The sequence below is a fragment of the Zoogloea sp. GDB6 genome, assembly GCF_056724105.1.
On record NZ_CM161497.1, the window covers coordinates 300,649 to 326,318 of the forward strand.

A 25,670-nucleotide genomic window follows, 5' to 3' on the forward strand; every position below is an offset into this window, starting at 1 on the left:
ATGTTCGACTACGGCCCCGAAGCCATTGCCGGCATTCTCGGCACCAGCCTCGATGCGGCGTTCACCATCGATGCCCATGGCCTGATCGTCGATGTGAACCCGGCCGCCACGCGGATGTTCGGCTGGCTGCGCGAGGAGTTCCTGGGGGCCAACATCGCGCTGATCGTGCCGTCGCCGCTCAAGGAGCAGCACGACGGCTTCCTGCGCGCCTTCCGCCCGGACCGGGGCGTCAAGCATGTGCTCGGCAGCGGCCAGCGGCTCGACGGCCTGCGCAAGGACGGCTCGCATTTTCCGGTCGAGGTTGGCATTTCCGCCTTCGAGCGGGACGGGCGGCGCTACTTCACCGGCTTCGTCCGCGACATGAGCGAACGGCAGCGCAGCGAGGACTGCATGCGCTATTTCGCGCTGCACGACGCCGAGAGCGGGCTGCTCAACCAGCGGGGCCTGGCCGAACACTGCGCCGCTCCGGCGGAGGGCCGGCGGCGCATCGCGGTGTTCCGGCTCGAAGAGTTCCGGCGCTTCTCTGTGGCCTATGGCGAGCGCTGGAGCATCGCCACCGTGCAGGAAATCGCCGCTCGCCTCGGGGCCGCGCTGGCGCCCCACGAAACCGTCGGGCGCGTGCGCGAGGACAGCTTTGCGCTGTGGCTGGGCGACGATGCCGAGGCGCGGGTGGACACGCTGGCCGCCATCCTGCGCCAGCCCTATACGCTGGACACGACGCAGTTCCTGCTGACCGTCACCTTCGGCCTGTCATGCCCCGGCGGCGGCTATGCCGATCTGCTGCGCACCGCCCAGTGGGCCTGCGACCGCGCCGGTGCCACCGGCCGCGGCGGCATCAACGCGTTTTCCGACGGCCAGCAGCAATCGACGGTGCGCGAGTTCTGCATCGAATCCCGCCTGCGCGAGGCGGTGCGCCACGACCGCCTGACGTTGGTGCTGCAGCCCAAATGCCGTCTGGCCGACCGGCGGATCGTCGGCGCCGAGGCGCTGGTCCGTTGGGACGACCCGCAGCTGGGCCCGGTCCCGCCCGCCGAATTCATCCCGCTGGCCGAAAGGCTCGGGCTGGTGGGCGAGATCACCGACTGGGTGCTGCAGCGCAGCCTGGCCGAGATCGCCATGTGTCCCGACCCGGCGATCAGCGTCGCCGTCAATTTCTCGGCGCTGGACTTCTATCACCCCAACTTCGTCGCCCGCCTGTGCGGCACGCTGGCACAGGCTGAACTGGCGCCGGGCCGGCTGGTCATCGAACTGACCGAGTCGGCCGCCGTGCAGGACGTGCCCTCGGTCAATGCCCGGCTGCAGGCGCTGCGCGCGCTGGGCGTCGGCGTCTCGCTGGACGACTTCGGCACCGGCCACACCGCGCTGGCCTACCTGCGCCACTTCGCCGTCGACGCGCTGAAGATCGACATCGCCTTCGTGCGCGATCTGCCGGACAACCGGACCGCCGTCAGCGTTGCCCAGGCGATTGTCGCGCTGGCCCGTGGGCTGGGCCTGGAAACGATCGCCGAAGGCGTCGAGACCGAGGCCCAGGCCGCCAGCCTGACCGCCCTGGGCGTCGATATCGGGCAGGGCTTCCTGTTCGGACGCCCATTGCCGCCGGCCGAATTCCACCGGCTGGTTCGCCAGCAGATCGAGACCACCGCGTAGGCCGGCCGGCGTCGGCAGTGCCGGGTGCGCTTGCTTGGTGCGCAATTTGCAACCCCGTTGGGAACAGCGTTCAAACGGGCGATTCTTGTCGTGTTTCCTTCAATTCAAGCCACTTACCGGGCGACTTCCGGCATCACGCCGGACGTACGCGACCCCCGCGGCGGCCTGCGGCCCTGTCGATGGCCCGATGGCCAGGCGGGTGAGGCGCGCCATGCATGACGCGCATTCCGCCACCGGCGACGAGGAATGGGTGATCTGGAACGGCGGGCTCGGCCTTGTCACCACCGCCACACTCGGCCGCGTCGAGCAGGGCGGCAGCGGCCGCCAGGCATGGCTGGACGACCCCTTCGACATGGTCGGGCCGTTCAGCCTCGACGAACTCGAGACCCACGGCCGCATCGCCTTTGCGGCCTGCGTCGTCATGTCGCGCCAGCGCTGGCAGGACGATCAGGCGGAATTGCGCCATGAATCGATCCACCTGCGCCGCGCCGCCGAGCAGCGCATGAACGAGGAATTCGCACGCATCTCCGGCCGGCACAGCCGCCACCCGGCCATGCGCCAGCCCGCGGACGAGCGGGCACACCGCGAGGCACTGAACCTGCCGGCCGACGGAAAGCTCGACCACCGCCAGGTCAATACCGCCTTCAGAAAGCTCGCCCAGAAGGCCCACCCGGACGCCGGCGGCAGCCACGAACACTTCGTACGCATCACGAAAGCCCGCGCGGCCCTGCTCGAAACGATCAACAGGTGAATGCCCCCATGACCCAGATCATCGAATTTCCCGTCCCGAACAAGCAGCACAACCATGACTACGACGCCGATATCGAAGAAATCCTGGCCTCCATCCCGGCGAAGCACCGGGAAAAGCTCCGTTTCGAACTGATCAGGACGATCGACAGCTACGACACCTATTTCACCCAATGGTCATTGAGCTTGCCGGAGGGCTGCGATGAAACGCTCAAGAAGCAGATCTACGACCTGGCCCACCAGGAGCACGGCCGGAAAATACGCATGCTGAAGGACATCATGCGGCTCAAGGCACGGGTGCTGGTTGCGGAGTATTACAAGGCGAGGTGAGTGGGGGAGGGCTGGTTGGTTTAGTGCTGGGGGCAAGGGCAGGTAATCGGCCATTGCAGTCCGTCGGCTGATGAGCAGGGATAGGCCGCAGTCTGTCGGTCACTGGCCGTTCGCCGCCGATGACCTTCAAAGATCGCTCTCAGCCTGAGGCTACGGTCGGGTACGACGCAAAGCCGAAGTTCGACTCCCAAAGTATATGTCTGCTGCTCGAGGTTATCCGGACCGTCGAGGGCAACCCTAAAGATTTGTACTTTGCTTTCAACTGGGCAGGCGCGTTAGGGATTTGGCATTTTTCACCCTTGCCATCGATAGTGCTCCAACACTACTTCTAATTCGCCCTTAAGGTGCAGTCCCCACAGGAAAAGGGGCCTTTCCCCGCCCCAAGCTCCGTGAACGGCAACGAGCCTCCCCTGTCGGAACAGCAATTCCTGATGGTCGTGGCCATTTTGGACAGGAGCAAGACCACTATCGCCCGCCGGCCCTCATGTCTCCGACAGAAGCACTCCACCCGGAGAAACGCCACGGAAAGTTCGGTCAGCGAACTCACCGCCGTTGATAGATAACGCCCTGTACGGAGATGCGCTCTGGTTCGGACTCTTCATCGAAGCGCCTATGCGCTTCGGAGATAGCTAGCTTGTTGGTATTCGCCCAGTCGACCAGCGACATTACTGGTCCTAGCAGCGTCATTCCCAATGCAGTGAGTTCGTAGTCGACTCGCGGCGGAATTGTTGGATACATCGTTCGGGTAATCAGCCCATCACGCTCCAGACCGCGCAGCGTCAGCGTCAGCATGCGTTGCGAAATACCGTCTATGCCCCGCTTCAACTCATTGAAACGCCGCGCTCCGTTTGCCAGCGTGGCGATGATGTAAAGGCTCCACTTGTCACCGATGCGATCCAGGATTTCGCGGGTGGCCCGGCAGCCATCGGCATCGGGCTCTGGCATGTCTTTAGGTAGATCAATGTGACTTGGTGACATACATGTGCCTTCTTGTGGATTAGCAATGGGAACCATACCATCCTTCGTATGGTTTGGTAATTCAAAATTTATTAGTTATTTGGTTCTCATTTTATCCCTAGGAGTCATCATGAGCCACATCCTGCTGATCACCTCAAGCCCCCGCGGGGCCGACAGCCTTTCTTCACGCTTCGCAACCGAGATTGCCGAAGGCATCAAGGCTCGCTCCGGCGGTACGCTGACGGTGCGTGATCTCGTAGCCAACCCGCTTCCCCACATCACTTCGGCCTACATCCATGGCCGCGTCACGGCGCCAGATGTCCGGACGCCCGAGCAGGCCGAGGCAGTGGGGATCGCCCAAAAACTGGTTGATGAGTTGAAGGCCGCTGACGTCGTCGTGCTTAGCTCGGGAATGATCAACTTCGGACCGTCCTCGCAACTCAAGGCTTGGTTTGACCACGTCACCTGGCCTGCAGTCACTTTCGGCTACGGCGACACCGGGCCGAAGGGCTTGCTGACCGGCAAGAAGGTCTATCTCGTCACCGCCGCCGGCGGTGTGTTCTCGGAAGGCGTCTGGGCTCCGTTCGATTTCCAGACCAACTACCTCCTGCACATGCTCGGTTTCATTGGTCTGACCGACGTTGAACGGGTGCGCGTCGAAGGCACTGTGCACGGCCCGGACGCGGCAAAGGCTGCCCTCGCCAATGCCGAGACGGCTGTGCAAACCTTGTTGGCGAAGGTGGCATGACCACGAAGAAGACCGTCGTTTTTTCGGCGCGGGTATGGGCAGCGCCCTCTGCATGAAATAGCAGAGAACTTCTATTTACCCGGGATTAAAAATGAAACTCTCTCTATTTGGTGCGACCGGTCCGACCGGAAAACACATCATCGAGGAAGCCTTGAAGCAGGGCTACAGCCTGTCGGTCTATACGCGCGACGCCAAGAAACTTGAAGCGTTCGCGGGAAAAGTGGAAATCGTCGTTGGTGACCTGCAGGACCGTGAAGCGATCGCGAAGTGCGTTCGCGGCGCCGATGCAGTCATCAGTGCACTTGGCCCCAACAGCCTGAAGGTCCGGGGGGACAGACCGGTCATGCACGGTCTGTCCAACATCATCTCCGCGATGAAGCAAGCGGGCGTACATCGCCTCATCCAGATTTCCACAGCCGCATATCGCGATCCCAAGGATGGGGTCACGCTCAAGGCACATGCGTTTGTGTTGCTGTTCAAGGTGATCGTGCGCAAGGCTTATGAAGACATCAAGGCGACAGGCGAACTCATCGCCAATTCCGATCTCGACTGGACATTGGTGAGGATTCCGAACCTCAAGGACGGCCCTGCAAATGGCAAGGTCGACGTGGGCTGGTACGGGCGGAGCAAGCTCGGCATGAAGCTGTCTAGAGGCGATTTGGCCAAGTTTCTTGTGGACCAGGTCACGGATAAGACGTTCGTGCGCGCCGCGCCGGGTATCGCTAATCGCTAAAGTCGGAGACATGGGATCATGTTGCAAATCGACCTCTATACCGAAATCACCTGCCCCTGGTGTTTCGTTGGCCTGCACCGGCTCGACAAGGTACTTCAAGAACGCTACCCCGACCTGCTACGCGCGCGATATGGTGTAACAGTTCCGAAGTCGGCGTTTGCTCGCCCTGAAGCTGAGGCCCGCGCATCCGGCTTCGACCTGGACCTCGGTCGCCAGCTCTACGCCTACCCCACACAAGCCGCGCACGCCATTATCCTGGCAGCCAGAGAACGCGGCACGCAGCACCAACTTGCCGTGGCCATCACGGACGCCTATTTCATTGCGGCGAGAAACATCGCCGATGCGGACGTGTTGGCTGATGTTGCTGCAGCCCATGGATTCAGCAGGGACGAGGCCCTCGCCATCGCGCTCGATTCTTCCCAACACAAGCGGATTGAGCGAGAGGCGGCGAACTCCGCTGCGGCAGGCGTTCGTTCGGTTCCGCACTTCGTTTTCGAGAACCGCCTTGCAATCAATGGAGGGCGCAGCGAAGACGAAATTGCTCACTCGATCAAGGAGGCTGTGCATGCCGCCATGGGCGGCAAGCTCAATGCCGCGTGGCTTTCGACCTCGCATGGACGACCTCGATGAATAGGACGTGCATTAGGCATCAAGGTCGCTCAACAATTTCTTGCAGAATTTCGTGCCAGAACCGCTAGGGAAACACTGAATCGGTCGATGCGGTCGCTGGACTTCGGTTAAATGCAGGGCTGATGGACGCGCTTTCCGTCAGTCTGACCGCCCACCCCTGGGTTGGGTGGCGTAAAGCCCTCGCAGCGTGAGCCTCCTCATTCCGCCACGGACCCCGCAACCCTCGGGCCGAGCCGTGGCCCGGCCGGTATTCGGCAGCACGGAGAGGGCGGGCCAAGCCAGGTTTTTGACGACGCGATCGATCAAGCCCGCCAGGCTGAATTCCACGTATTGAAGGCAGATGGTCGCCTGCTTGCCCATGGGTTCGATGAGGGCCAGGCCGTCGTTTTCCAGGCGGCGCTCCTGGCCGGGTTCCAGCACGCAGTCGGTGGCTTCACCGGCCACCGTCAGCCAGGCGGTGCCGGACAGGCAGCGGATCACGGCGCCCTTGCCGTTGATCAGCCGCAGCGGCTGGTTTTCCTGAAGCAGCAGTTTGGTGTTTTCTAGGTTTAGACGCATGGCTCGCGGTCCCCGGCTTTATGTGGGGAAAGTCTAGGCGCGAGCAGCGTGGCGATACAGTCACAAAGTGGTTAAATTGACACCGATACAGATGCTCGCATCGGCAACTGTACTGGTGTTGGAGCCCATCAACTGTGCCGTCGGATATTCCATGAGCAAAGAAGCGCTGCGTTACGAACAACTGGCCGAGGAGCTGGGGGGCCTCATTGCCACCGGTACCCTGCGTCCGGGGGACCGGCTGCCGTCGGTGCGGCGTCTCTCCGAAGAACAGCGGCTGTCGGTCTCCACGGTGGTCCAGGCGCTGCGCCGGCTGGAGGACCGGGGGCTGGTGGAGGCCCGGCCCCAGTCGGGCTTCTTCGTGCGCCACCGGGGCCTGCCCTGTTCCGAGCCCAGTGCGCGCAGCACGCCGGATTCGGCGGTGGCGGTGGACGTCACCCAGCGCCTGGGGCGGGTGCTCCAGGCCAGCATGCAGCCCGGGGTGGCACCCCTGGCGGCGGCCTTGCCGGCGCCGTCGCTGCTGCCCATCGCGGCCCTGCACCGGCTCTACAGCGGGGTTGCCCGCCGCCATCCGGATCTGCTGGCCGGCAGCAGCCATGCCTTCATGGACGCGCCGGCCCTGGTGCGCCAGCTGGTGCGTCGGTCCCTGGCCTGGGGCGGCCCGCTGGACGCCGCCGAGATCGTCATCACCAATTCCTGCACCGAGGCCCTGGGGCTCTGTCTGCGGGTGTCGACCCAGCCCGGGGATACGGTGGCCGTCGAGTCGCCGGCCTACTACCTCATGCTGCAACTGCTGGAGAGCCTGGGCCTGAAGGCGCTGGAAATCCCCACCGACCCGCGCACCGGCTTGTCCATCGAGGCCTTCGACCTGGCCACCCGGCAGGGCAAGGTCGCCGCCTGCTTGCTGGTGCCCAACGCCAGCAATCCCCTCGGCTGCATCATGCCGGACGAGCACAAGCGGCGCCTGGCCCGCCTGGCGGCGGAGCGGGGCGTGGCGGTGATCGAGGACGACCTCTACGGCGACCTTTTCTTTGGCGCGCAGCGGCCCTGGCCGATCAAGGCTTTCGACCAGACCGGCAACGTCATGCTGTGCTCGTCGTTCTCCAAGAGCCTGACCCCGGCGCTGCGCATCGGTTTCGTGGCGGCGGGGCGCTACCGGTCCCAGGTGGCGCTCCACAAGACCCTCTCCAGTGGTGCCACCAATCCCATCACCCAGCATGTCCTGGGCGAATATCTGGAATCAGGGGGGTACGACCGCCACCTGCGGACCCTGCGCCGTGCCTACGAACAGCAGGTCGAGGCCATGCGGGCGGCGGTGACCCGCCATTTCCCGGCCAGCACCCGGCTGACCCAACCCCAGGGCGGCTTCGTCCTGTGGGTGGAGCTGCCGGAGGAGGTGGATGCGAGCGCCCTCCATGCAAAGGCGCTGGCCGAGGGCGTGGCCTTCGTTCCCGGAGAGCTGTTCTCCGCCAGCGGCATGTACCGCAACTGCCTGCGCCTCAACTGCGGCAACCCCCACACCCCGGAGATCGAAGATGCCGTGCGGCGCCTGGGAAAGCTGATAAGGGAAGGCGATGCGCGGGAGGATGAACAGGCGGCCTAGTGTCCAGCGTACTCCACAGATGTCCGCAGGCCGGGCAGGCTCCCTGTGGTGGCTGCGTGCGGCTTCGATGCGCAGGATTTCGAGGTCGGCCGGTGCTTCGAGGTGTTGGCGCCGGCATTGCATGCCTGAATCGGCGTTACACTGTTTAACGAACTGGCCGTCCGCATGACGGAGCTGGACTTCAAGGGCTCCCGCCAGTTGCTTGAGCCTTACGGGACCCGGGAGAAAGACCTGCCGACATGAGCACCAAGCCGCTGATCCTGATCGTTGATGACGCGCCGAGCAATGTGCAGGTGCTGGCCCACATCCTGTCCGACCGCTGCAAGGTCAGTTTCGCGCTGTCCGGCGAACAGGCGCTGGATTTCGTCGCCCGCACCCCGCCGGAGCTGGTGCTCCTCGACGTGCAGATGCCCGGCATGGACGGCTACGAAGTCCTGCGCCAGCTGAAGGGTGACCCGGCCACCCGCGATATCCCGGTCATCTTCGTGACGGCGATGAACGATTCGGCCAGCGAATCCGCTGCCCTCGCCGCCGGCGCGATGGACTTCATCCACAAACCGATCAATCCGGACGTGGTGCGGGCGCGGGTGGATGTGCAACTGGCCCTGCGTGCCAAGGAAGTGGCCTTGCGGCTGTACAACGACAAGCTGGAGGAACTCGTCGCCGAGCGCACGCTGGCGCTCCGCAAGGCCCAACTGGCGGCCGAGGCGGCCAGCGTCGCCAAGACCCACTTCCTCGGCAACATGTCTCACGAGCTGCGCACGCCGCTGCATCAGCTGTCGGCGATGATCCATCTGTTGCAGCGTACCGAGCTGTCGGACAAGCAGAAGAACCTGGCAGACAAGATGGTGCCGATCCACAAGCGGCTCATCGATCTGGTGGACGGCATCCTCAAGCTGACCGAGCTGGAGTCGCGGACCATTGTGCTGCGGGAAGAATTGCTGGATGTCCGCACCGTGGTGGAGGAGGTCGTCGCGGACAACCAGGAGCGGGCCGTGGCCAAGCAGCTGCAGCTCGTTGCCGACGCGGATGCCTTGCGCGATCTCACGGTGATTGGCGATGCCGGCAACTTGCGCCTGGCGCTGCAGTGCTATCTCGGCAACGCCATCACCTTCACCGAAAGGGGCTCGGTCTGCGTCGTCGCGACGCGGGAGATGGGAGCCCGGGATGGTGCGGACGAGTCGGCCGGACTTATGCTGCACTTCGAAGTGCGCGACACGGGTATCGGCATTCCGTCAGAGGCCGTGCCCCGCCTGTTCAGCATCTTCGAACAGGTGGACAATTCCTCGACCCGCCGCTTCGGCGGCACCGGCATCGGTCTCGTCACGGTGAAGAAACTCGCCGAAGCGATGGGCGGCAGCGCCGGCTGTTCGAGCGAGGAAGGCCGCGGCAGTACCTTCTGGTTCACGATCCGGGTCCGGCAGGCGCCGGCTTAGTCGTGCGTTCTGCGGCCGTCAGACGGCCGGCCGCCGGGCGCGTCGCAGGCTGAGGTACTCGCGGGCGGCGGCGAGCAGCAGCGCGGTGGTGTGGACCACCCAGTCCCCGCGGGTCTTCTTCCAGTTCCGCCAGCCGTCGGGCAGGCGCTTGTCCCGGAACATGGCGACGAGATCGTCCAGGTCCACGGCCGGGTCTCCGTCTATTTCACGGCGGCCGGGCTGGTTGGCCAGGAAGGCGAACAGCAGCCCGAACTCGCCTGCCGCGCCGATCAGGTTGTCTTCGCCGAGCAGGCGGGTCAGCTTCTCTTCCATCTGCCGATGGGCGGCTTCCTGATCGTCCGCGCCGCCGAACAGCGTGTGCCACAGCCGGCTGCCGGCACTTTCCGCGAGGTCCAGCAGGTCGGAGGCGAGCAGCCGGGCCACGTGGCTGCCGAGCACCTTGGCGGCCGGGTCGCGGGCCAGGTTGGCGGCGATGAAGTGCCCCACGTCCGTGCGGCGGATCCAGCCGTCCCGCGCCAGGGCGGCGAGGCGTGCGAAGGCGTCGGGGTCGAAGCGGCCCGAGCCGGGCGTGGCCGGGTCGCCCATCAGGATGCCGCTATGGCCCGGATGGGCGCCCTGGGAGCCGGGGAAGCCCAGGAAGAACAGCCCGGCGGGCACCGGCCGTTCGATGTGCCCGGTGCCGTCGTCCATGCTGGCATGGTTGCCGGCGGCGAACAGCACCAGCAGGTCGCCCAGGTTGCCGCCGCCGCTGTTGCCGAGGACGCGCAGGTCCTCCAGACGTGCCAGCGGGGCGTCGGCCCCGTTGCAGACGGGCAGCACGCCCTCGGCGACGAGGCTGCCGACGAAGGGGCAGGTGGCCTGCCGTTCCGCCAGGCGCCGCCGGGTGGCGTCGTCGAGCATGACGGTGTGGCTGCTGGGTTCGCCCATGATGTGCGCTCCGCAAAAGGCCGCCCGCCGGGGCGGGGGAAGGCCGGACTCTCAGCCTAGTTGCCGGCCGGCGGGCCGGCAAGGGCGGATGCGGCTGTCCCGATTCCAGCAGCGCTGCCGGCCGGGCTGCTCCGATTGCAGCATCCGACCGGGCGCTCCGGGAGCGGCCGGATGCATTCCGCGGCGGCGCTGAGAGCCCAGTCCGCCGCATCGCGCGGACTGGGGCGGGGAAGGCCAGGGCGCGGCCGGGGGCAGGGCGCCCTGGCGTGGTTTTTGCGCTGAGGACGGGCTGTATTCCGTCAGCCAGAACCACGCCAGATTCCCGCCCATGATGTTCCGCGCCTACCGCCTTTCACGCCGCCTTCTTGCCCAACGAGGCCTGCGCAGCATGCCCGAGTGGCCCCGCTCCCGCGTCACGACGCGCCTTGAACGCCAGGCTTAGCCGCGCCGGAACCGATCGCATGTGCCAACTGCTTGGCCTCAACAGCAACCTGCCCACCGACATCTGCTTCTCCTTCACCGGCTTCCGGGCCCGCGGCGGAGAGACGGACAAGCATGCCGACGGCTGGGGCATCGCCTTCTTCGAGGAGGGCGGCGTGCGCGTGCTGCACGACCCGCAGCCGGCCTGCTCGTCGCGGCTGGCGGCGCTGGTGGCGGATCACCCGTTGCACGCCACCACCGTCATCGCCCACATCCGCAAGGCCACCATCGGGGCGGTCCGCCTGGAGAACACTCATCCCTTCTCGCGGGAGCTGTGGGGGCGGCAGTGGGTGTTCGCCCACAACGGCACGCTGCTCGACTTCGCGCCGGTCATCGAAGGCCGCTTCCGGCCAGCCGGCACCACCGACAGCGAGCTGGCCTTCTGCTGGCTGGTGGAGGGCCTGCAGCGTCGCTTCGGCGACAGCCGGCCGGAGCGCCTGGCTCTCTTCGAATGGTTGCGCGGGGCGGCCATCGCGCTGACCCGCTTCGGCGTCATCAACTTCCTGCTGTCCGACGGCGAGCTGCTGTTCGCCCACAGCTCTACCCGCCTCAGCCACGTGACGCGCCAGGCGCCGTTCGGCGACGTGCAACTGGTGGATGCCGAGCTCAGCGTCGACCTCGGCCGCCGCCTCGACCCGGCGAGCCGTACCGTCATCGTCGCCACCGTGCCGCTCACCGCCAACGAGCACTGGGTGGCGATGCCGGCCGGCAGCCTGTGGTGCTTCCAGGCCGGCGAGCTGGTGGCGATGGCCCCGACGCGGGCCGGCAAGGTGCCGCTGGCCACCGACGACTGCGTGTAAGCCTTTCTTCCGACGACTCCCCTGCGAGGATCCATGCCCCCCTATCTGCCTCCGCCCGGCCTCGACGCCGGTACCGATCTGGTTGCTGACAAGAGCGCCAAACCCCCCGGCCGCCGCCGCTTCCTTCAGGGTGGCGCGGTGCTGGCCGGAGCCGCCGCCACGCTGGCCGGCCCGGCCCGCGCCGCCGGCGAAGCGCTGCCGGTGCCGGCGTGGACGCGCAGCCAGGGGCGGCCGGCGGCCGGTCCCTACGGCCAGCCGTCGGGCTTCGAGGGGCGGGTGATCCGCCGCGTCCGCGAGGGCGCCCAGCCAACCTTTCCCACCGCGGCGTCGAGCCTGACGCCGCTGGCCGACATCTTCGGCACCATCACCCCCAACGGGCTGGTCTTCGAACGCCATCACGCCGGCATTCCGGACATCGACCCGGAGCAGCACCGGCTGGTCATCCACGGCCTGGTGGAGCGGCCTCTGTCCTTCAGCCTCAACGACCTGTTGCGCTTTCCGGCGGTGTCCCGCGTGCATTTCCTCGAATGCGCCGGCAACAGCGGCAGCGAATGGCGGCCGGCGCGCAAGCTCACCGTACAGTCATTGCACGGCCTGTTGAGCTGCTGCGAATGGACCGGCGTGTCCCTCGGCACGTTGCTGCAGGAGGTCGGCGTGGCGCCGGAGGCCAAATGGCTGCTCGCCGAAGGGGCCGACGCGGCGGCGATGACTCGCAGCGTGCCGCTGGACAAGGCCCTCGACGACGCGCTGATCGTATACGCCCAGAACGGCGAGATGCTGCGCCCGGAGCAGGGCTACCCGCTGCGCCTGCTGCTGCCCGGCTGGGAGGGCAATATCAGCGTCAAGTGGCTGCGCCGCCTCAAGCTCGGCACCGCGCCGTGGCAGAGCCGCCAGGAGACCTCCAAGTACACCGACCTGCTGCCGGACGGCAGCTCGCGCCAGTTCTCCTTCGTGCTCGACGTGAAGTCGGTGATCACGGGGCCGTCCGGCGGGCAGACCCTGAAGAACCGCGGCCGCCAGCAGATCACCGGGCTGGCCTGGTCCGGTCACGGGCGCATCCGCCGCGTGGACGTGTCCATCGACGGCGGGCGCAACTGGGAGGAGGCGGTGTTGCAGATGCCGGTGCTCGACCGCGCGCTGACCCGCTTCAGCCTGCCCTGGTTGTGGGACGGCGGTCCGGCGGTGCTGCAGAGCTGCGCGGTGGACAGCCACGGCAACGTGCAGCCGACCCGCAGCCAGCTCATCGCCGCTCGCGGCACCGAGTCCGCCTACCATTACAACGGCATTCAGAGCTGGCAGGTGCTGCCGAGCGGGGAGGTGCACAATGTCCATGTTTGAACGTAAGCCGCTGGCGGCCCTGGTCGGCGCGCTGGCCTTGTCGGCTGTGCTGTCCGCCTGCCACAGCCAGCCCGTGCGGAGTGGTCAGCCCCTCGGCCTCGGTACACCGGTGGCTGCCGCCCAGCTGGCGGCCTGGGACATCGACATCGACGCGGACGGCCGCGGCCTGCCGCCCGGCAGCGGCACGGTGGCCGCCGGCCAGCGCATCTACGAGACCCGCTGCATCGCCTGCCATGGGGCCGGCGGCCAGAACGGCATCGCCGACCGCCTGGCCGGCGGGCAGGGCAGTCTCGCCACCAAGACCCCGGTGCGCACCGTCGGCAGCTTCTGGCCCTACGCCACCACGCTGTTCGACTACGTGCGGCGGGCGATGCCCTTCGACAGCCCACAGTCCCTGGCGCCGGACGAGGTCTATGCGGTGAGCGCCTACGTGCTGCACCTCAATGGCCTGCTGCCGGCCGACGGGCGCCTCGACGCGGCCAGTCTGCTGCGCATCGTGATGCCCAACCGGGACGGCTTCAAGGTGGACGACCGGCCGGATGTGGTCGGCACGCGCTGCATGAAGGACTGCGTGCCGGGGTCCTGAAGCCCCGGCTGCTGCCCGCTTCCCGTGCGGGCCGGGCAGCAGCGTTGTGGCGGCGCTGCCCGGCCCGCAGCAGCGGGCGGCTTTGAAGGAATTTCAGGCGGCGGCGCCCTCCGCCTCGTCGCCCTGGGTCTGCAGGAAGGCCCGCCGGTAGCTCGACGGGCTGACCCGCGCGACGCGTCGGAAATGGTGGCGGAAGGACTCCTCGGAGCCGAAACCGGCCCGCTCGCAGATCGCCGCGATCGGCACATGGGGCGTTTCGAGCAACTGCTTGGCCAGCGCCACCCTTTCCTGCAGCAGCCACTCGTAGGGCGACAGGCCGGTGGATTCGCGGAACTGGCGCTGCAGCGTACGCGGGCTCATGGCCGCCCGGTCTGCCAGCGAGGCCACCGTGTGCGGGCGCTCCAGGTGCTGGCGGACCCACTCGATCAGGCGCGACAGGCGGCCGGATTCGTCGGCCGGCATCGGCCGCGACACGAACTGGGCCTGGCCGCCTTCCCGGTGCGGCGGCACGATCAGGCGCTGGGCGACCCGGTTGGCCACGCGGCTGCCGTAATCCCGCGCGACGAGGTACAGCATCATGTCCAGTCCGGCCGCCGAGCCCGCCGAGGTGAGGATCTGTCCGGCATCCACATACAGGGAGTCAGCCTCGACCTGGACGGTCGGGAAGCGCTGTTTCATCTTGTCCGTGAAGCGCCAGTGGGTGGTGGCCCGCTTGCCGTCCAGCAGGCCCGACCAGGCCAGCACGAAAGCCCCCGAGCAGATCGAGCAGATGCGCGTGCCCCGTGCATAGGCGGCGCGCAGCCGGTCCTGCAGTGCGCCGGGGGGCGGTTCGTCCGGGTCGCGCCAGCCGGGAATGATGATGGTATGGGCCTGATCGAGGATCTCCAGCCCGTTGGGCGCTTCGAAGCGGATTCCGCCGCTGGCGCGCAGGGTGCCGCCCTCTGCCGAGCAGACCGCGAAGCGATACCAGTCCACGTCCAGCTCAGGGCGTTGCAGATCGAATATCTCGGTCACGCAGCCGAATTCGAACGCGCCCAGCCGATCATAGGCGACGGAGACGACGAGCTTGTTTTTATCTTTTATTTTCATATGGATATGAGCAAGGCAATGGCGCAATGTTGAGGTTGATTGTCCGTTCCTCCAATGCCATGCAGGAATCCTGCCAGGGATAATTTCGACTCGTTCTCGTCAATCCCGACCGGATATCCGTCAGCACTCCAAGAGGAACCAATGAGCCCCAGCCTCCGTCCCACGACCGCCCTGCTGACCCTGTTGTCATCCGGCTACGCGCTGGCCCAGACCCCGGCCGCCGACCCCGGCACGGCCGATCCGGCCCAGTCATTCGACACCGTCATCATCACCGGGACCCGCCAGGCCGGCCTGAAGGCCGCCGACAGTCCGGCGCCGATACAGATCCTCGACGCCGCCACGCTGAAGCGCGGCGGCCAGCCCGACCTGATCCAGGCCCTCACCCAGAACGTGCCGGCCTTCACGTCCGACGCCAAGGGCGGCGATGCGGCGGCGCTGACCACCGCCGCCCGCCTGCGCGGCCTCAACCCCAACCACACGCTGATCCTCATCAACGGCAAGCGCCGCCACGGCACCTCCAACGTCAATGTCACCGGCGGCGCCTTCTCCGGCGGCGCGTCGGCGGACCTGAGCCTGATCCCCCTGTCCGCCATCGACCACATCGAGGTGCTGCAGGACGGTGCCGCCGCCCAGTACGGCTCCGATGCGATTGCCGGCGTCATCAACATCATCCTCAAGCGCAACGACCAGGGCGGCACCGTCAGCTTCGGCGGCGGCCAGTATTACGACGGTGACGGCACCAGCGGCAACCTGTCCGCCAACGTCGGCTTGAAGCCCCATGAGGACGCCTTCCTGAACCTCAGTGTCGAGACCAAGTACCACGGCCACAGCGACCGCAGCGACTACGACGCGCGCTTCGTGCCGCCCTACCTGACCGCCGCCAACGCCAACGTGAAGAGCGCATCGGGCTATCCCTACGTGAACCGCACCTTCGGCGACGCGGCCGTGCGCCAGACCATCCTGTCCGCCAACGGCGGCATCGACCTGTCCGGCGGCACCGAGCTGTACGGCTTCGCCACCTATGGCGCCAAGCATGCCGAGGCGATCCAGAACTACCGCGGCACCTCCACCGCGCCGGGTGTCTATCCTCTCGGCTTCAGCCCGGTCGAAGTCCACGACGAAGAGGATTTCGCCTTTACCGTCGGCGTGAAGGGCGAGGCGCTGGCCGGCTGGCGCTACGACCTGGCCACCACCTACGGGCGTGACTACGCGTCGGTGGGCAACATCGACTCCCTCAACGTGCAGCTGTGGAAGGACACCGGCAGCACCCAGAACCGCTTCTACGAGGGCTATCTGAAGGCCAACCAGACCACCACCAACCTGGATTTCAGCCGCGACTTCAACGTGGGCTGGGCCTCGCCGCTGAACGTGGCCTTCGGCGCCGAGCACAGGGTGGACGAATACGCCATCGGCGCCGGCGAGCCGGCCTCCATCTACCGCGGCGGCGCGGCGGCCTTTCCCGGTTACACCGCATCCGACGCCGGCAACCACAAGCGGCGCAGCAACGCGTTGTACGTGGACGTGGCCGGTTCGCCGATCGACAAGCTGAAGCTCGACGCCGCACTGCGCACCGAGCGCTACAGCGACTTCGGCAGCGCCACCGTCGGCAAGCTGACCGGCCGCTACGACGTGGCGCCGAATTTTGCGGTTCGCGGCACCGTCAGCAATGGCTTCCGCGCGCCGACGCTGGCCGAGCAGAGCTATTCCGCCACCTCGGTGTCGCCGACCACCGCCTCGGTGATCCTGCCGACCTCGGCGGCCGCGGCGCGCTTGCTCGGCATCGATGAGCTGAAGGCCGAGAAGTCGCGCAACTTCAGCATCGGCATCGTCGCCAAGCCGGCCGCGAAGGTGACCGCCACGCTGGATGTGTACCAGATCAACATCAAGGACCGCATCCTGCAGAGCGGCACGCTGTACGGCATCCTCAACGGCGCGGTGCGCGCCGACGCGGTCAACGCCGCCATCGTCGCCAACGGCAACAGCATCCCGGCCGGCCTGTCGTCCACCGGCGTGGTGGTCTTCTCGAACGCCGGCGACACGCGCAACACCGGCGCCGACGCGGTGCTCACCTACGCCGACGAGTATGGCGGCTTCGGCCGCGTGGACTGGAGCCTGGGTGCCAACATCAACCAGGTGAAGGTCACCAAGGTGAAGGGTGCGCCGAGCCAGCTCAACGGCCAGCAGTTCCTCGACAAGACGGCGATCAGCTACATCGAGGATTCGTCGCCGGCCTTCCGCGTCAACCTGGGCGCCCTGTGGCGCAAGAACGACTGGACGGTGAACCTGCGCGAGAACGTCTTCGGCCCGTCGTCCTATTACACCTCGGTGAACAACGTCACCTACTACGAGAACCGTACGGGCACCAAGTTCATCACCGACCTGGACGTGACCCGGCAGATCACCAAGGCATGGGCGGTGACGGTGGGCGCCAACAACCTCTTCAACGTCTATCCGGACAAGCTCAACAGCGACTACCGCCAGGCCCTCAATGCCCTTGGCCGGCAGAACGTGGCCCAGTACGCGTCCTTCTCGCCGATCGGCATCAACGGCGGCTACTACTACTTCAAGGCCAACTACCGCTTCTGAGCGCGTGCCGATCCACGGAGACTCCCACATGAATCCCCAACTTTCCCGCCGGGCCCTGCTGAAGGGCTCCCTTGGCCTGGCCGTGGCCGCCGCCTCCACCCTGCGCGGCGCCTCGGCCCTGGCACAAACGGCGGCCGCCCCGGCCATCGCAGTGCCCGCGCTGCCGGGCGGCGATGCGCTGACGCTGGCCCGCAACGAGGCCTACTGGGCGCAGATCGCCGCGCTGTATCGGCAGTCGCCGGATTTCGTCAATCTGGAGCACGGCTTCTACGGCATCATGGCGCGCCCGGTGCTGGTGGAACTGCAGCACAACATCGAGCGCCTCAACGAGCGCAATTCCTATTTTCTGCGCCAGGAGTACAGCCGCGAGACCGACGCCGTGCGCGGACGCATCGCCACGCTGCTGGGTGTGCAGGCCGACGAGATCGCGCTGACCCGCGGCGCCACCGAGGCGCTGCAGAACCTGATCACCAACTACCGCGGCCTCAAGCCCGGCGACACGGTGATGTACGCCGACCTGGACTACGACAGCGCGCAGAGCGTCTTCGACTACCTGCCGGATCGGCGCGGCGTGAAGGTGGCGCGCATCGTGCTGCCGGAACCGGCCACCGAGGCCGGCATCCTCGACGCCTACGCGAAGGGGCTGGCCGCCAACCCGGGCACGCGCCTGCTGCTGCTGACCCACATCAACCACAAGACCGGGCTGATCCTGCCGGTGGCCGAGATCACCCGGCTGGCCAAGGCCCGCGGGGTGGATGTGATCCTCGATGCGGCCCACTCGTGGGGCCACATCGACTTCCGCCTGCCGGAGCTGGGCGGCGTCGATTTCGCGGCCTTCAACCTGCACAAGTGGGTCGGTGCGCCGCTGGGCGTGGGCTTCCTGTACATCCGCAAGAGCCGTCTCGACGACATCGCGCCGCACCTCAGCGCAGCCGGGGAGGGCACCGGCGACATCCGTTCGCGGGTCCATTCCGGCACCACGGCCACCGCCAACGTGATGACGGTGCCGACCGCGCTGGACTTCCAGGCCGCCATCGGCGTGCCCAACAAGGAGGCACGCCTGCGCTACCTGCGCGACTACTGGGTGGAGCGGGTGCGCGACGTGAAAGGCGTGCAGATCCTGACGCCGGACGCGCCGCGCCTGCATGGGGCGATCAGCGCGCTGCGCATCGGTGGCCGCAGCAGCCTGGCCGACAGCCAGGCCCTGGCACGCCGCCTGCGCGAGCAGTACGGCATCTTCACGGTGGCCCGCGGCGGCCTGGCGTCGGGCGCTGTGGTGCGCGTCACGCCGGCCATCTTCACGCGGCCGGCTGACCTGGACCGGCTGGTGACGGCAGTGAAGGAGATCGCCCGCGGTTGAGCGGGCCAGGAGGTGCATGACCCGCCAGGGGCGAAGTCATTCGCTCCTGGCGGGTGGCGCGGCCGAGGTGCTTCAAGTCATGGGGGCGCACTCGGTCGCCCACCGCCGGCCTCAGCCGCGCAGTGCCGCCGCGTGGTGGCGCAGGTGGTCCTCGATGAAGCTGGCGATGAAGTAGTAGCTGTGGTCGTAGCCCGGCTGAAGGCGCAGGTTCAGCGGGTGGCCGGCGGCGGCGCAGGCGCGGGTGAGGGCGTCCGGCTTGAGCTGTTCGGCGAGGAAGCTGTCGGCTTCGCCCTGGTCCACCAGCAGCGGCAGGCGTTCGCTGGCGCCAGCGATCAGCTCGCAGGCGTCCCACGCACGCCAGGCCTCCCGGTCTTCGCCGAGGTAGCGGGACAAGGCCTTGTGGCCCCACGGGCAGTCCATCGGGTTGCTGATCGGCGCGAAGGCCGACACCGACAGGTAGCGGCCGGGGTTGCGCAGCGCGCACACCAGCGCACCGTGGCCGCCCATCGAATGGCCCGAGATGGCGCGGCGCGGGCTCACCGGCAGGTTCGCCTCGACGAGGGCCGGCAGCTCGTGCACCACGTAGTCGTGCATGCGGTAGTGGTCTTTCCACGGGGCCTGGGTGGCGTTCACGTAGAAGCCGGCGCCGTGGCCGAAATCCCACGCGCCGTCCGGGTCGCCGGGCACGTCGGCGCCGCGCGGGCTGGTATCCGGGGCGACGATGGCGATGCCCAACTCGGCGGCAACCCGGTGGGCGCCGGCCTTCTGCATGAAGTTCTCGTCGGTGCAGGTGAGGCCGGACAGCCAGTACAGCACCGGCACCGGGCCGTCCGCCGCCTGCGGCGGCAGGAATACGGCGAAGGTCATGGCGCAGCCGGTGCTGGTGGCGGCATGCCGGTAACGGCGGTGCCAGCCGCCGAAGCTGCGGTTCTCGGAAACGAGGGTGAGGGGAGAAGTCATGGGGCGGGCTCCGGGCGTGCCCGGCGGCCGGGCCCGGATGAACCCGCCCGTCGGGCTGCGCCGCTTACTTGTCGAAGTGGATGACGGTGCGGATGCTCTTGCCTTCGTGCATCAGGTCGAAGGCCTTGTTGATGTCCTCGAGGCCCATCGTGTGGGTGATGAAGGTGTCCAGCGGGATCTCGCCGCGCTGGGCCTTCTCAACATATCCGGGCAGCTCGCTGCGGCCGCGAACGCCGCCGAAGGCGGAGCCGCGCCACACGCGGCCGGTGACCAGCTGGAAGGGGCGGGTGGAGATCTCTTCACCGGCACCGGCGACGCCGATGATGATCGATTCGCCCCAGCCCTTGTGGCAGCACTCCAGCGCCGAGCGCATGACCTTGGTGTTGCCGATGCACTCGAAGGAGTAATCGACGCCGCCGTCGGTGAGATCGACGATGACTTCCTGGATCGGCTTGTCGTAGTCGAGCGGGTTGATGCAGTCGGTGGCGCCGAGCTGCCTGGCGATCTCGAACTTGGCCGGGTTCACGTCCACCGCGACGATGCGCGAGGCCTTGGCCATCACCGCGCCGATCACCGCCGACAGGCCGATGCCGCCGAGGCCGAAGATCGCCACGGTGGCACCCGGTTCGACCTTGGCGGTGTTCATCACCGCGCCGATGCCGGTGGTCACGCCGCAGCCGAGCAGGCACACCTTCTCCAGCGGAGCGTCCTTGCTGATCTTGGCTACGGAGATTTCCGGCAGCACGGTGTATTCGGAGAAGGTCGAGGTGCCCATGTAGTGGTAGATGGGCTTGCCGTCCTTGCTGAAGCGGGTGGTGCCGTCGGGCATCAGGCCCTTGCCCTGGGTGGCGCGGATGGCCTGGCACAGGTTGGTCTTGCCGGACAGGCAGAACTTGCACTTGCCGCATTCGGGCGTGTAGAGCGGGATCACGTGGTCGCCGACGGCGACGGAGGTGACGCCTTCGCCGATCGCTTCGACGATGCCGCCGCCTTCATGGCCGAGGATGGTCGGGAAGATGCCTTCCGGATCGGCGCCGGACAGCGTGAAGGCGTCGGTGTGGCAGACGCCGGTGGCCACGATGCGCACCAGCACCTCGCCGGCTTTCGGCGGGGCCACGTCCACTTCGGTGATTTCGAGGGGCTGCTTGGCGGCCCAGGCGACGGCGGCGCGGGATTTGATCATCGGTGTCTCCGGTGGAAGGCTGAAGGAAAGCCGGCAGTGTAATTTATGGACTGCTGGCGGATAATCCGGTGCTTCGTCAAAACATTGTTGCTGTCTGGCAATAATAGATCGTAGCGTACCGTCATGAGCCGTTGGGAAGGGCTGGAAGAATTCGTGGCCGTCGCCGAGACCGGCGGCTTTTCGGCGGCGGCGCGCCGCCTGGGCCTGTCGGCGTCCCACGTGAGCCGCCAGGTGCAGCGCCTCGAGGAGCGCATGCAGACCCGCCTGTTCCACCGCAGCACGCGGCTGGTGCGCCTCACCGAGGCCGGGCAGGCTTTCTTCCAGCACTGCCGCCAGCTGCAGGACGGCTTCGACGAGGCTTTCCGCTCGGTGCTCGACCTGGAGCAGAGCCCCAAGGGCCTGCTGCGCATCACCAGCTCGGCGGTGTACGGCGAGCGCTACATCGTGCCGCTGATCAACGAGCTGGTGGCCGAGCATCCGCAACTGCAGGTCGAGATCGAACTCGACAACACGCCCCGCGACCTGGTGCAGGAAGGCTACGACATCGCGATCCGCCTCGGCCGCCTGAGCGACACCCGGCTGGTGGCGGTACGCCTGGCGCCGCGGGTGATGTACGTGTGCGCGACGCCCGACTATCTGGCCCGTCACGGCACACCGACCAGCCTGGCCGACCTGGAGCGCCACAACTGCCTGCTCGGTATCTCCGACAGCTGGCTGTTTCAGGTGGACGGCCGCGAGCTGTCCCAGCGGGTGGCCGGCAACTGGCGCTGCAACAGCGGCCTGGCGGTGCTCGACGCGGCGCTGTGTGGCATCGGCGTGTGCCAGCTGCCCGACTACTACGTGCTACCGCATCTGCATAGCGGCGCGCTGGTGGCGCTGCTGCCAGATCATCAGCTGCACAGCCCGGCCCACGGCGTGTGGGCGCTGATCCCGCCGCGGCGCAACCTTTCGCCAAAGGTACGCATCGTCGTCGAGCGCCTGCGCCAGCGCCTCGCGGCGCGGCCGGAATACGCCGCTGCCGACTGACGGGGAATCGGCCGGAGAGCCACGGCCGGCGGCCTTCTCCACCAATGTACGCCGGACCGTGGTGGAGTACCGCAAGGCGTTCGGGGGCATGTGTTAACCTGCGTCGAAACAATGGATGCCCGGCCTGCCGCTGAGGCCTGGCCGCGTGGGATGAACGGTCCGGTCTGGTGGCTCGGGTGGATGACCGTCGAGCCCGGGCAGCCGGACCTTTTACGAAGCGCATGGACGTACTCGCGAACATCAACCTCTCCATCGCCGTGGCGATGACCGTGCTGAGCCTGTCGACGGTGGGTGGCGCTTGCTCCGTCATCGCCAAAGTCCGCCGCGCCAAAGAGGAGATGCGCCTCAGCAAGGAGTTCTTCCAGAGCACCTTCGATGCGGCGGCGGTCGGCATGGCGGTGGCCGACTTCGACGGGCGCTACATGAAGGTCAACCAGGCCATGTGCGAGTTCGTCGGTTATTCCGAGGGCGAACTGCTGGGCATGTCCTACCACGACATCACCCATCCCGACGACCTGGCGGACAACATCAGCGCGCGGGCTCTGATGCTCGACGGCAAGCTGCCCAAGTTCCAGATGGAAAAGCGCTACGTGCGCAAGGACGGCCGCGTGGTGTGGGCGCTGATGGTGGTGTCCGAGATCCTCGACAAGAACGGCCGGATGATTGCGTCGGTGGGGCAGATGCTCGACATCGACACCCAGAAGCAGGCCGAGCAGGCGCTGCTCGAATCCCGGCGGCAATTGCGTGAGTTGTCCCACCACCAGAAGACCCTGCTGGAGCAGGAGCGCAAGCATATCGCCCGCGAGATCCACGACGAACTGGGCCAGCGCCTGACCGCGTTGAAGATGGATGTTTCCCTGCTGCGCATCGGTTTCGGTCACAACCCCGAGCTGTTCCGCATGGCCGGGCGCATGCGCGAGTTGGCTGAGGGCACCATCGAGGTGGTGCGCCAGATCGCCAGCAATCTGCGCCCGGCCGCCCTCGACCTGGGCCTGGTGCCGGCCATCGAATGGCTGCTCGACGACCTGCAGCGGCGCTCCGAGATCTGCTGCCGCCTTTATGTGGGCGACGACGAGCTGGCGATGGACGAGGTCCGCGCGACGGTGGTGTTCCGCCTCGTGCAGGAATCCCTGACCAATATCGCCCGCCATGCCCGTGCCCGCCACGTGCAAGTGTCGCTGAAGCGGGAGAGCGGACGCTTGCGCCTGCATATCTCCGATGACGGCTGCGGCTTCGATCCGCAGGCCGCCGACAAGCTGCGCAGCTTCGGCCTGCTCGGTATGCGCGAGCGGGTGCTGGCCCTCGAGGGAACGCTGGTCATCGACAGCAGCCCGGGGCGGGGCACGACGGTGTCCATCGAGCTGCCGCTGGTGGCCGGGGGAGGCTCATGATCAGGCTGATGATCGCCGACGACCACGCCATTGTGCGCAGTGGCCTCAAGCAGATCATCGCGACGACCATCGACATCGCGGTGGTGGCCGAGGCGACCCGCGGCGAGGACATTTTCGAGCAGTTGCAGCGCCTGTCGGTGGACCTGCTGCTGCTCGACATGTCGATGCCCGGCCTGGCTGGGCTGGACCTCATCGGCCGCCTGCAGATCGACTATCCGCGGCTGCCCCTGCTTGTCCTGTCGATGCACAACGAGGGGCAGATCGTGGCCCGCACGTTGCGCGCCGGCGCCAGTGGCTACATCACGAAGGACAGTGAGCCCGAGGTGTTGCTGGAAGGGATCCGCAAGGTCGCCCGTGGCGGCCGTTTCATCGACCCGGCCCTGGTGGATCTGATGATCTTCGATCGCGGCCCCGCCCATTCCCTGGCCCACGAGACGTTGTCCGAGCGGGAGCGCCAAGTGCTTGAAGGCATCGCCAGCGGCCTCCCCCTCGGCGAGATTGCCGACCAGTTGCACCTCAGCCCGAAGACCGTCAGCACCCACAAGATGCGTCTGATGGAAAAGCTGCAGGTGGACAACAACGCCGACCTGATCCGCTATGTGATCCGCCACGGCCTGACCGTCGTTTGAGGCGGGTGGAAGGGCCGCCTTCCGGGGGCATCGGGGAGACCATTCACAAATCAGGGGTTTCTGGGCGCGTTTCAGGAAAATCTGACATACACCCCTATGAAAGATTGTTATCGTCGGGCGCGAGGCCATCGAATTCATGGCTGACGTGAATGCCGAGCGCCATACAAAAAACATAGCCCGTGCATCCTAGACAACAGCACGCGCCTCCCCGGTTGCCGAGCCGCCAGATCGGTCGGAGGGCACACACACCAAAGACAACCCGTGAAGGTCAATCTGCCTGTTTCACAGACCGAAGTGCCGTTTCCGACGGGGCGCTACCTGGTCTCAAAAACCGATCTGAAAGGCATCATCACCCATGCCAACGATGCATTCGTCCACATCAGCGGCTTTCAACGTGACGAACTGCTTGGACGTTCCCACAATCTGGTCCGTCATCCGGACATGCCGCCGGAGGCCTTTGCCGACCTGTGGCGCACGGTGCAGGAGGGGCTGCCGTGGCATGGGGTGGTCAAGAACCGCTGCAAGAACGGTGATTACTACTGGGTCCGGGCCTTCGTCGTGCCGGTCCGCAAGAACGGCCAGACCGTGGGCTACATGTCGGTGCGCACGGAACCCGCCCGTGACGAGGTACGCGCTGCCGAGCAACTGTATGCCCAGGTCCGGGACAGCAAGGCACGCTTTCCAAGCGTCAATCCCGGCTTGTTGGGGCGCTTTTCCTTCAAGACCCGCTTGTGGGCCATAATGGGCTCCATGTCCATGTTATCGGCAGGGATTCTGGTGGCGAGTGCAAGCGGCGAGCTGACGCCGGCGCGTACCGTCTTCGTCGGTACGTCAGCGGCGCTGTCCGCCCTCATTTCGATATTCGTCGGGATCTATTTCTCGCTACGCGTCGATCGTCCGCTGGCGAGGGCGGCCCGCTTCTTCGACCAGATCGCCGAAGGCAACCTGACCAACGACGTGGATGTCCGCCGCCGCGACGAAACGGGCCTGCTGTTCTGCCAGTTGGGAGGTATGCAGGCACACCTGCTGGCGATGCTCGACGACATCGCCACCGCGGCCGGCGCCATCGAGGTGAGTTGCCTGCAACTCGACCGGCAGATGGGCCAGGTCGGCGACAAGTCGGTCCAGCAGTACGACAGCGCCAAGAGTGTGGCCGCGGCTACCGAGGAGCTCAGCGTGTCGGTGCGCGAGGTGGCTGGCAGCGCCGGGGATACCTCCGACGCCGCCCAGCGTGCCCAGCAACTGATCGCCGACGGCAACGCGCGGATCGGCGAGACGGTGCATATGACGCGCCGCGTGGTCGAGGCGGTGGGCCGCTCGGGCGACACGATCCACACGCTGTCCGACGCCATCCGCAAGATCGGCAGTATCACCCAGGTCATCGGCGACGTGGCCGGCCAGACTAACCTGCTGGCCCTCAATGCGGCCATCGAGGCGGCGCGGGCCGGCGAGCAGGGCCGCGGTTTCGCGGTGGTGGCCGACGAGGTGCGTACGCTGGCTGAACGGACTGCCTCCAGTTCCCGCGACATCGCTGCTACTGTGGCGGCAATCCAGTCCGTCACCGCCGAGGCCGTGGAGGCGATGGTCGTCGCCCGCGCCGAGGTCGAGGCCACCATCGCGTCCCTCGACGACGGGGCCGCCAGCCTGGGTGGTGTAACCCGGGCTGCCGACGAGGTGACCGGCATGTCCCGCAGCATTTCCGCCGCCACCGTGGAGCAGACCCAGGCCAGCGAGGAGGTAGCCCGCAACATGGAACGCATCACCCAACTCGTCGACGACAACCTGCAGGCGTCCCGCGACGCCAAGCGGGCGGCGGGCGAACTCCTCGCCACGTCGGGAAACCTCAAGGCCATGATTGGCGAGTTCAGAATTCACAAGGCGTGAAGACGGCGAATCCCTCGCCATACTCCGCCTGCGACAAGTACAGAA

At 66.8% G+C, this 25,670-nt stretch carries 23 protein-coding genes; 17 read left to right on the forward strand and 6 right to left on the reverse strand.

Annotation, left to right across the window (positions count from 1 at the left end; translation table 11 throughout):
* The 3 genes from AC1PQG_RS01360 (at position 1) to AC1PQG_RS01370 (ending at position 2,724) form a co-directional block, all read left to right on the forward strand.
* Positions 1-1,647, forward strand: a complete 1,647-nt coding sequence (locus AC1PQG_RS01360) for a putative bifunctional diguanylate cyclase/phosphodiesterase (protein WP_481120892.1) — start codon at positions 1-3, stop codon at positions 1,645-1,647.
* A gap of 211 nt (positions 1,648-1,858) precedes the next feature.
* Positions 1,859-2,398, forward strand: coding sequence for a J domain-containing protein (locus AC1PQG_RS01365; protein WP_481120893.1), 540 nt, complete (start codon positions 1,859-1,861; stop codon positions 2,396-2,398).
* Between the two features lie 8 nt (positions 2,399-2,406).
* Entirely contained in the window at positions 2,407-2,724 is a 318-nt protein-coding gene (locus AC1PQG_RS01370; RefSeq protein ID WP_481120894.1) for a hypothetical protein, read from the forward strand.
* 543 nt (positions 2,725-3,267) lie between these two features.
* Here the strand turns inward: AC1PQG_RS01370 and AC1PQG_RS01375 are convergent.
* Positions 3,268-3,738, reverse strand: a complete 471-nt coding sequence (locus tag AC1PQG_RS01375) for a winged helix-turn-helix transcriptional regulator (protein WP_481120895.1) — start codon at positions 3,736-3,738, stop codon at positions 3,268-3,270.
* A 73-nt stretch (positions 3,739-3,811) separates the two neighbouring features.
* On the opposite strand from AC1PQG_RS01375, the gene AC1PQG_RS01380 reads away from it, so the two are divergent.
* The 3 genes from AC1PQG_RS01380 to AC1PQG_RS01390 all read left to right on the forward strand — a co-directional run bounded on the left by AC1PQG_RS01380 (position 3,812) and on the right by AC1PQG_RS01390 (position 5,792).
* Entirely contained in the window at positions 3,812-4,429 is a 618-nt protein-coding gene (locus AC1PQG_RS01380; protein ID WP_481120896.1) for an FMN-dependent NADH-azoreductase, read from the forward strand.
* A 91-nt stretch (positions 4,430-4,520) separates the two neighbouring features.
* Complete coding sequence (locus AC1PQG_RS01385) at positions 4,521-5,162, forward strand: NAD(P)-dependent oxidoreductase (protein ID WP_481120897.1); 642 nt, start codon at positions 4,521-4,523, stop codon at positions 5,160-5,162.
* Between the two features lie 18 nt (positions 5,163-5,180).
* Positions 5,181-5,792, forward strand: coding sequence for a DsbA family protein (locus AC1PQG_RS01390; protein ID WP_481120898.1), 612 nt, complete (start codon positions 5,181-5,183; stop codon positions 5,790-5,792).
* A gap of 138 nt (positions 5,793-5,930) precedes the next feature.
* On the opposite strand, the gene AC1PQG_RS01395 is transcribed toward AC1PQG_RS01390, so the two are convergent.
* On the reverse strand, positions 5,931-6,350 hold the full coding sequence (locus AC1PQG_RS01395) for a DUF2917 domain-containing protein (RefSeq protein WP_481120899.1): 420 nt from the start codon (positions 6,348-6,350) through the stop codon (positions 5,931-5,933).
* A 151-nt stretch (positions 6,351-6,501) separates the two neighbouring features.
* Between AC1PQG_RS01395 and AC1PQG_RS01400 the strand changes: the two genes are divergently transcribed.
* Positions 6,502-7,950 carry an aminotransferase-like domain-containing protein gene (locus AC1PQG_RS01400; protein WP_481120900.1) on the forward strand — a complete coding sequence of 483 codons (1,449 nt, stop codon included), beginning with the start codon at positions 6,502-6,504 and terminating at the stop codon, positions 7,948-7,950.
* Positions 7,951-8,189: 239 nt separating this feature from the next.
* Positions 8,190-9,386 (forward strand): ATP-binding response regulator, encoded by a 1,197-nt coding sequence (locus AC1PQG_RS01405; RefSeq protein WP_481120901.1) that lies wholly within the window; start codon positions 8,190-8,192, stop codon positions 9,384-9,386.
* 18 nt (positions 9,387-9,404) lie between these two features.
* On the opposite strand, the gene AC1PQG_RS01410 is transcribed toward AC1PQG_RS01405, so the two are convergent.
* Positions 9,405-10,313 carry a hypothetical protein gene (locus AC1PQG_RS01410; protein ID WP_481120902.1) on the reverse strand — a complete coding sequence of 303 codons (909 nt, stop codon included), beginning with the start codon at positions 10,311-10,313 and terminating at the stop codon, positions 9,405-9,407.
* Between the two features lie 461 nt (positions 10,314-10,774).
* Between AC1PQG_RS01410 and AC1PQG_RS01415 the strand changes: the two genes are divergently transcribed.
* Genes AC1PQG_RS01415 through AC1PQG_RS01425 form a run of 3 tightly spaced genes read left to right on the forward strand, consistent with a single transcriptional unit; the run spans position 10,775 to position 13,517 of the window.
* Entirely contained in the window at positions 10,775-11,593 is an 819-nt protein-coding gene (locus tag AC1PQG_RS01415) for a class II glutamine amidotransferase (RefSeq protein ID WP_481120903.1), read from the forward strand.
* Positions 11,594-11,626: 33 nt separating this feature from the next.
* Positions 11,627-12,931 carry a sulfite dehydrogenase gene (gene soxC / locus AC1PQG_RS01420; RefSeq protein ID WP_481120904.1) on the forward strand — a complete coding sequence of 435 codons (1,305 nt, stop codon included), beginning with the start codon at positions 11,627-11,629 and terminating at the stop codon, positions 12,929-12,931.
* Complete coding sequence (locus AC1PQG_RS01425) at positions 12,924-13,517, forward strand: c-type cytochrome (protein ID WP_481120905.1); 594 nt, start codon at positions 12,924-12,926, stop codon at positions 13,515-13,517. The genes soxC and AC1PQG_RS01425 overlap by 8 nt, the downstream gene beginning before the upstream one ends.
* Positions 13,518-13,610: 93 nt before the next feature.
* On the opposite strand, the gene ftrA is transcribed toward AC1PQG_RS01425, so the two are convergent.
* On the reverse strand, positions 13,611-14,606 hold the full coding sequence (gene ftrA / locus AC1PQG_RS01430; RefSeq protein ID WP_481120906.1) for a transcriptional regulator FtrA: 996 nt from the start codon (positions 14,604-14,606) through the stop codon (positions 13,611-13,613).
* A 141-nt stretch (positions 14,607-14,747) separates the two neighbouring features.
* On the opposite strand from ftrA, the gene AC1PQG_RS01435 reads away from it, so the two are divergent.
* A complete protein-coding gene (locus tag AC1PQG_RS01435) occupies positions 14,748-17,192 on the forward strand; it encodes a TonB-dependent receptor plug domain-containing protein (RefSeq protein ID WP_481120907.1) in 2,445 nt (814 codons plus the stop codon).
* Between the two features lie 28 nt (positions 17,193-17,220).
* Positions 17,221-18,552 carry an aminotransferase class V-fold PLP-dependent enzyme gene (locus AC1PQG_RS01440; protein WP_481120908.1) on the forward strand — a complete coding sequence of 444 codons (1,332 nt, stop codon included), beginning with the start codon at positions 17,221-17,223 and terminating at the stop codon, positions 18,550-18,552.
* Positions 18,553-18,663: 111 nt separating this feature from the next.
* On the opposite strand, the gene fghA is transcribed toward AC1PQG_RS01440, so the two are convergent.
* Both fghA and AC1PQG_RS01450 read right to left on the reverse strand, forming a co-directional pair.
* Positions 18,664-19,512 carry an S-formylglutathione hydrolase gene (gene fghA / locus AC1PQG_RS01445; RefSeq protein WP_481120909.1) on the reverse strand — a complete coding sequence of 283 codons (849 nt, stop codon included), beginning with the start codon at positions 19,510-19,512 and terminating at the stop codon, positions 18,664-18,666.
* Positions 19,513-19,576: 64 nt separating this feature from the next.
* A complete protein-coding gene (locus tag AC1PQG_RS01450) occupies positions 19,577-20,695 on the reverse strand; it encodes an S-(hydroxymethyl)glutathione dehydrogenase/class III alcohol dehydrogenase (RefSeq protein WP_481120910.1) in 1,119 nt (372 codons plus the stop codon).
* Positions 20,696-20,818: 123 nt separating this feature from the next.
* Between AC1PQG_RS01450 and AC1PQG_RS01455 the strand changes: the two genes are divergently transcribed.
* The 4 genes from AC1PQG_RS01455 (at position 20,819) to AC1PQG_RS01470 (ending at position 25,625) form a co-directional block, all read left to right on the forward strand.
* Complete coding sequence (locus AC1PQG_RS01455) at positions 20,819-21,721, forward strand: LysR family transcriptional regulator (RefSeq protein WP_481120911.1); 903 nt, start codon at positions 20,819-20,821, stop codon at positions 21,719-21,721.
* Between the two features lie 221 nt (positions 21,722-21,942).
* Positions 21,943-23,112: a sensor histidine kinase gene (locus AC1PQG_RS01460; protein WP_481120912.1), complete on the forward strand. Its 1,170-nt coding sequence runs from the start codon at positions 21,943-21,945 to the stop codon at positions 23,110-23,112.
* Positions 23,109-23,741: a response regulator gene (locus AC1PQG_RS01465; RefSeq protein ID WP_481120913.1), complete on the forward strand. Its 633-nt coding sequence runs from the start codon at positions 23,109-23,111 to the stop codon at positions 23,739-23,741. Before AC1PQG_RS01460 ends, AC1PQG_RS01465 begins: the two co-directional genes overlap by 4 nt.
* 261 nt (positions 23,742-24,002) lie before the next feature.
* Positions 24,003-25,625 carry a methyl-accepting chemotaxis protein gene (locus AC1PQG_RS01470; protein WP_481120914.1) on the forward strand — a complete coding sequence of 541 codons (1,623 nt, stop codon included), beginning with the start codon at positions 24,003-24,005 and terminating at the stop codon, positions 25,623-25,625.
* Positions 25,626-25,670 lie beyond the last annotated feature (45 nt).

Bases quoted from the DNA above. Each gene is read 5' to 3' on its own strand.
- AC1PQG_RS01365 (WP_481120893.1), top strand. From the start codon at position 1,859: ATGCATGACGCGCATTCCGCCACCGGCGACGAGGAATGGGTGATCTGG.
- AC1PQG_RS01375 (WP_481120895.1), bottom strand. From the start codon at position 3,738: ATGGTTCCCATTGCTAATCCACAAGAAGGCACATGTATGTCACCAAGT.
- AC1PQG_RS01455 (WP_481120911.1), top strand. From the start codon at position 20,819: ATGAGCCGTTGGGAAGGGCTGGAAGAATTCGTGGCCGTCGCCGAGACC.
- AC1PQG_RS01450 (WP_481120910.1), bottom strand. From the start codon at position 20,695: ATGATCAAATCCCGCGCCGCCGTCGCCTGGGCCGCCAAGCAGCCCCTC.
- soxC (WP_481120904.1), top strand. From the start codon at position 11,627: ATGCCCCCCTATCTGCCTCCGCCCGGCCTCGACGCCGGTACCGATCTG.
- AC1PQG_RS01405 (WP_481120901.1), top strand. From the start codon at position 8,190: ATGAGCACCAAGCCGCTGATCCTGATCGTTGATGACGCGCCGAGCAAT.
- AC1PQG_RS01415 (WP_481120903.1), top strand. From the start codon at position 10,775: ATGTGCCAACTGCTTGGCCTCAACAGCAACCTGCCCACCGACATCTGC.
- fghA (WP_481120909.1), bottom strand. From the start codon at position 19,512: ATGACTTCTCCCCTCACCCTCGTTTCCGAGAACCGCAGCTTCGGCGGC.
- AC1PQG_RS01400 (WP_481120900.1), top strand. From the start codon at position 6,502: ATGAGCAAAGAAGCGCTGCGTTACGAACAACTGGCCGAGGAGCTGGGG.
- AC1PQG_RS01370 (WP_481120894.1), top strand. From the start codon at position 2,407: ATGACCCAGATCATCGAATTTCCCGTCCCGAACAAGCAGCACAACCAT.
- AC1PQG_RS01435 (WP_481120907.1), top strand. From the start codon at position 14,748: ATGAGCCCCAGCCTCCGTCCCACGACCGCCCTGCTGACCCTGTTGTCA.
- AC1PQG_RS01410 (WP_481120902.1), bottom strand. From the start codon at position 10,313: ATGGGCGAACCCAGCAGCCACACCGTCATGCTCGACGACGCCACCCGG.
- AC1PQG_RS01465 (WP_481120913.1), top strand. From the start codon at position 23,109: ATGATCAGGCTGATGATCGCCGACGACCACGCCATTGTGCGCAGTGGC.
- AC1PQG_RS01425 (WP_481120905.1), top strand. From the start codon at position 12,924: ATGTTTGAACGTAAGCCGCTGGCGGCCCTGGTCGGCGCGCTGGCCTTG.
- AC1PQG_RS01385 (WP_481120897.1), top strand. From the start codon at position 4,521: ATGAAACTCTCTCTATTTGGTGCGACCGGTCCGACCGGAAAACACATC.
- AC1PQG_RS01395 (WP_481120899.1), bottom strand. From the start codon at position 6,350: ATGCGTCTAAACCTAGAAAACACCAAACTGCTGCTTCAGGAAAACCAG.
- AC1PQG_RS01440 (WP_481120908.1), top strand. From the start codon at position 17,221: ATGAATCCCCAACTTTCCCGCCGGGCCCTGCTGAAGGGCTCCCTTGGC.
- AC1PQG_RS01360 (WP_481120892.1), top strand. From the start codon at position 1: ATGTTCGACTACGGCCCCGAAGCCATTGCCGGCATTCTCGGCACCAGC.
- ftrA (WP_481120906.1), bottom strand. From the start codon at position 14,606: ATGAAAATAAAAGATAAAAACAAGCTCGTCGTCTCCGTCGCCTATGAT.
- AC1PQG_RS01380 (WP_481120896.1), top strand. From the start codon at position 3,812: ATGAGCCACATCCTGCTGATCACCTCAAGCCCCCGCGGGGCCGACAGC.
- AC1PQG_RS01460 (WP_481120912.1), top strand. From the start codon at position 21,943: ATGGACGTACTCGCGAACATCAACCTCTCCATCGCCGTGGCGATGACC.
- AC1PQG_RS01390 (WP_481120898.1), top strand. From the start codon at position 5,181: ATGTTGCAAATCGACCTCTATACCGAAATCACCTGCCCCTGGTGTTTC.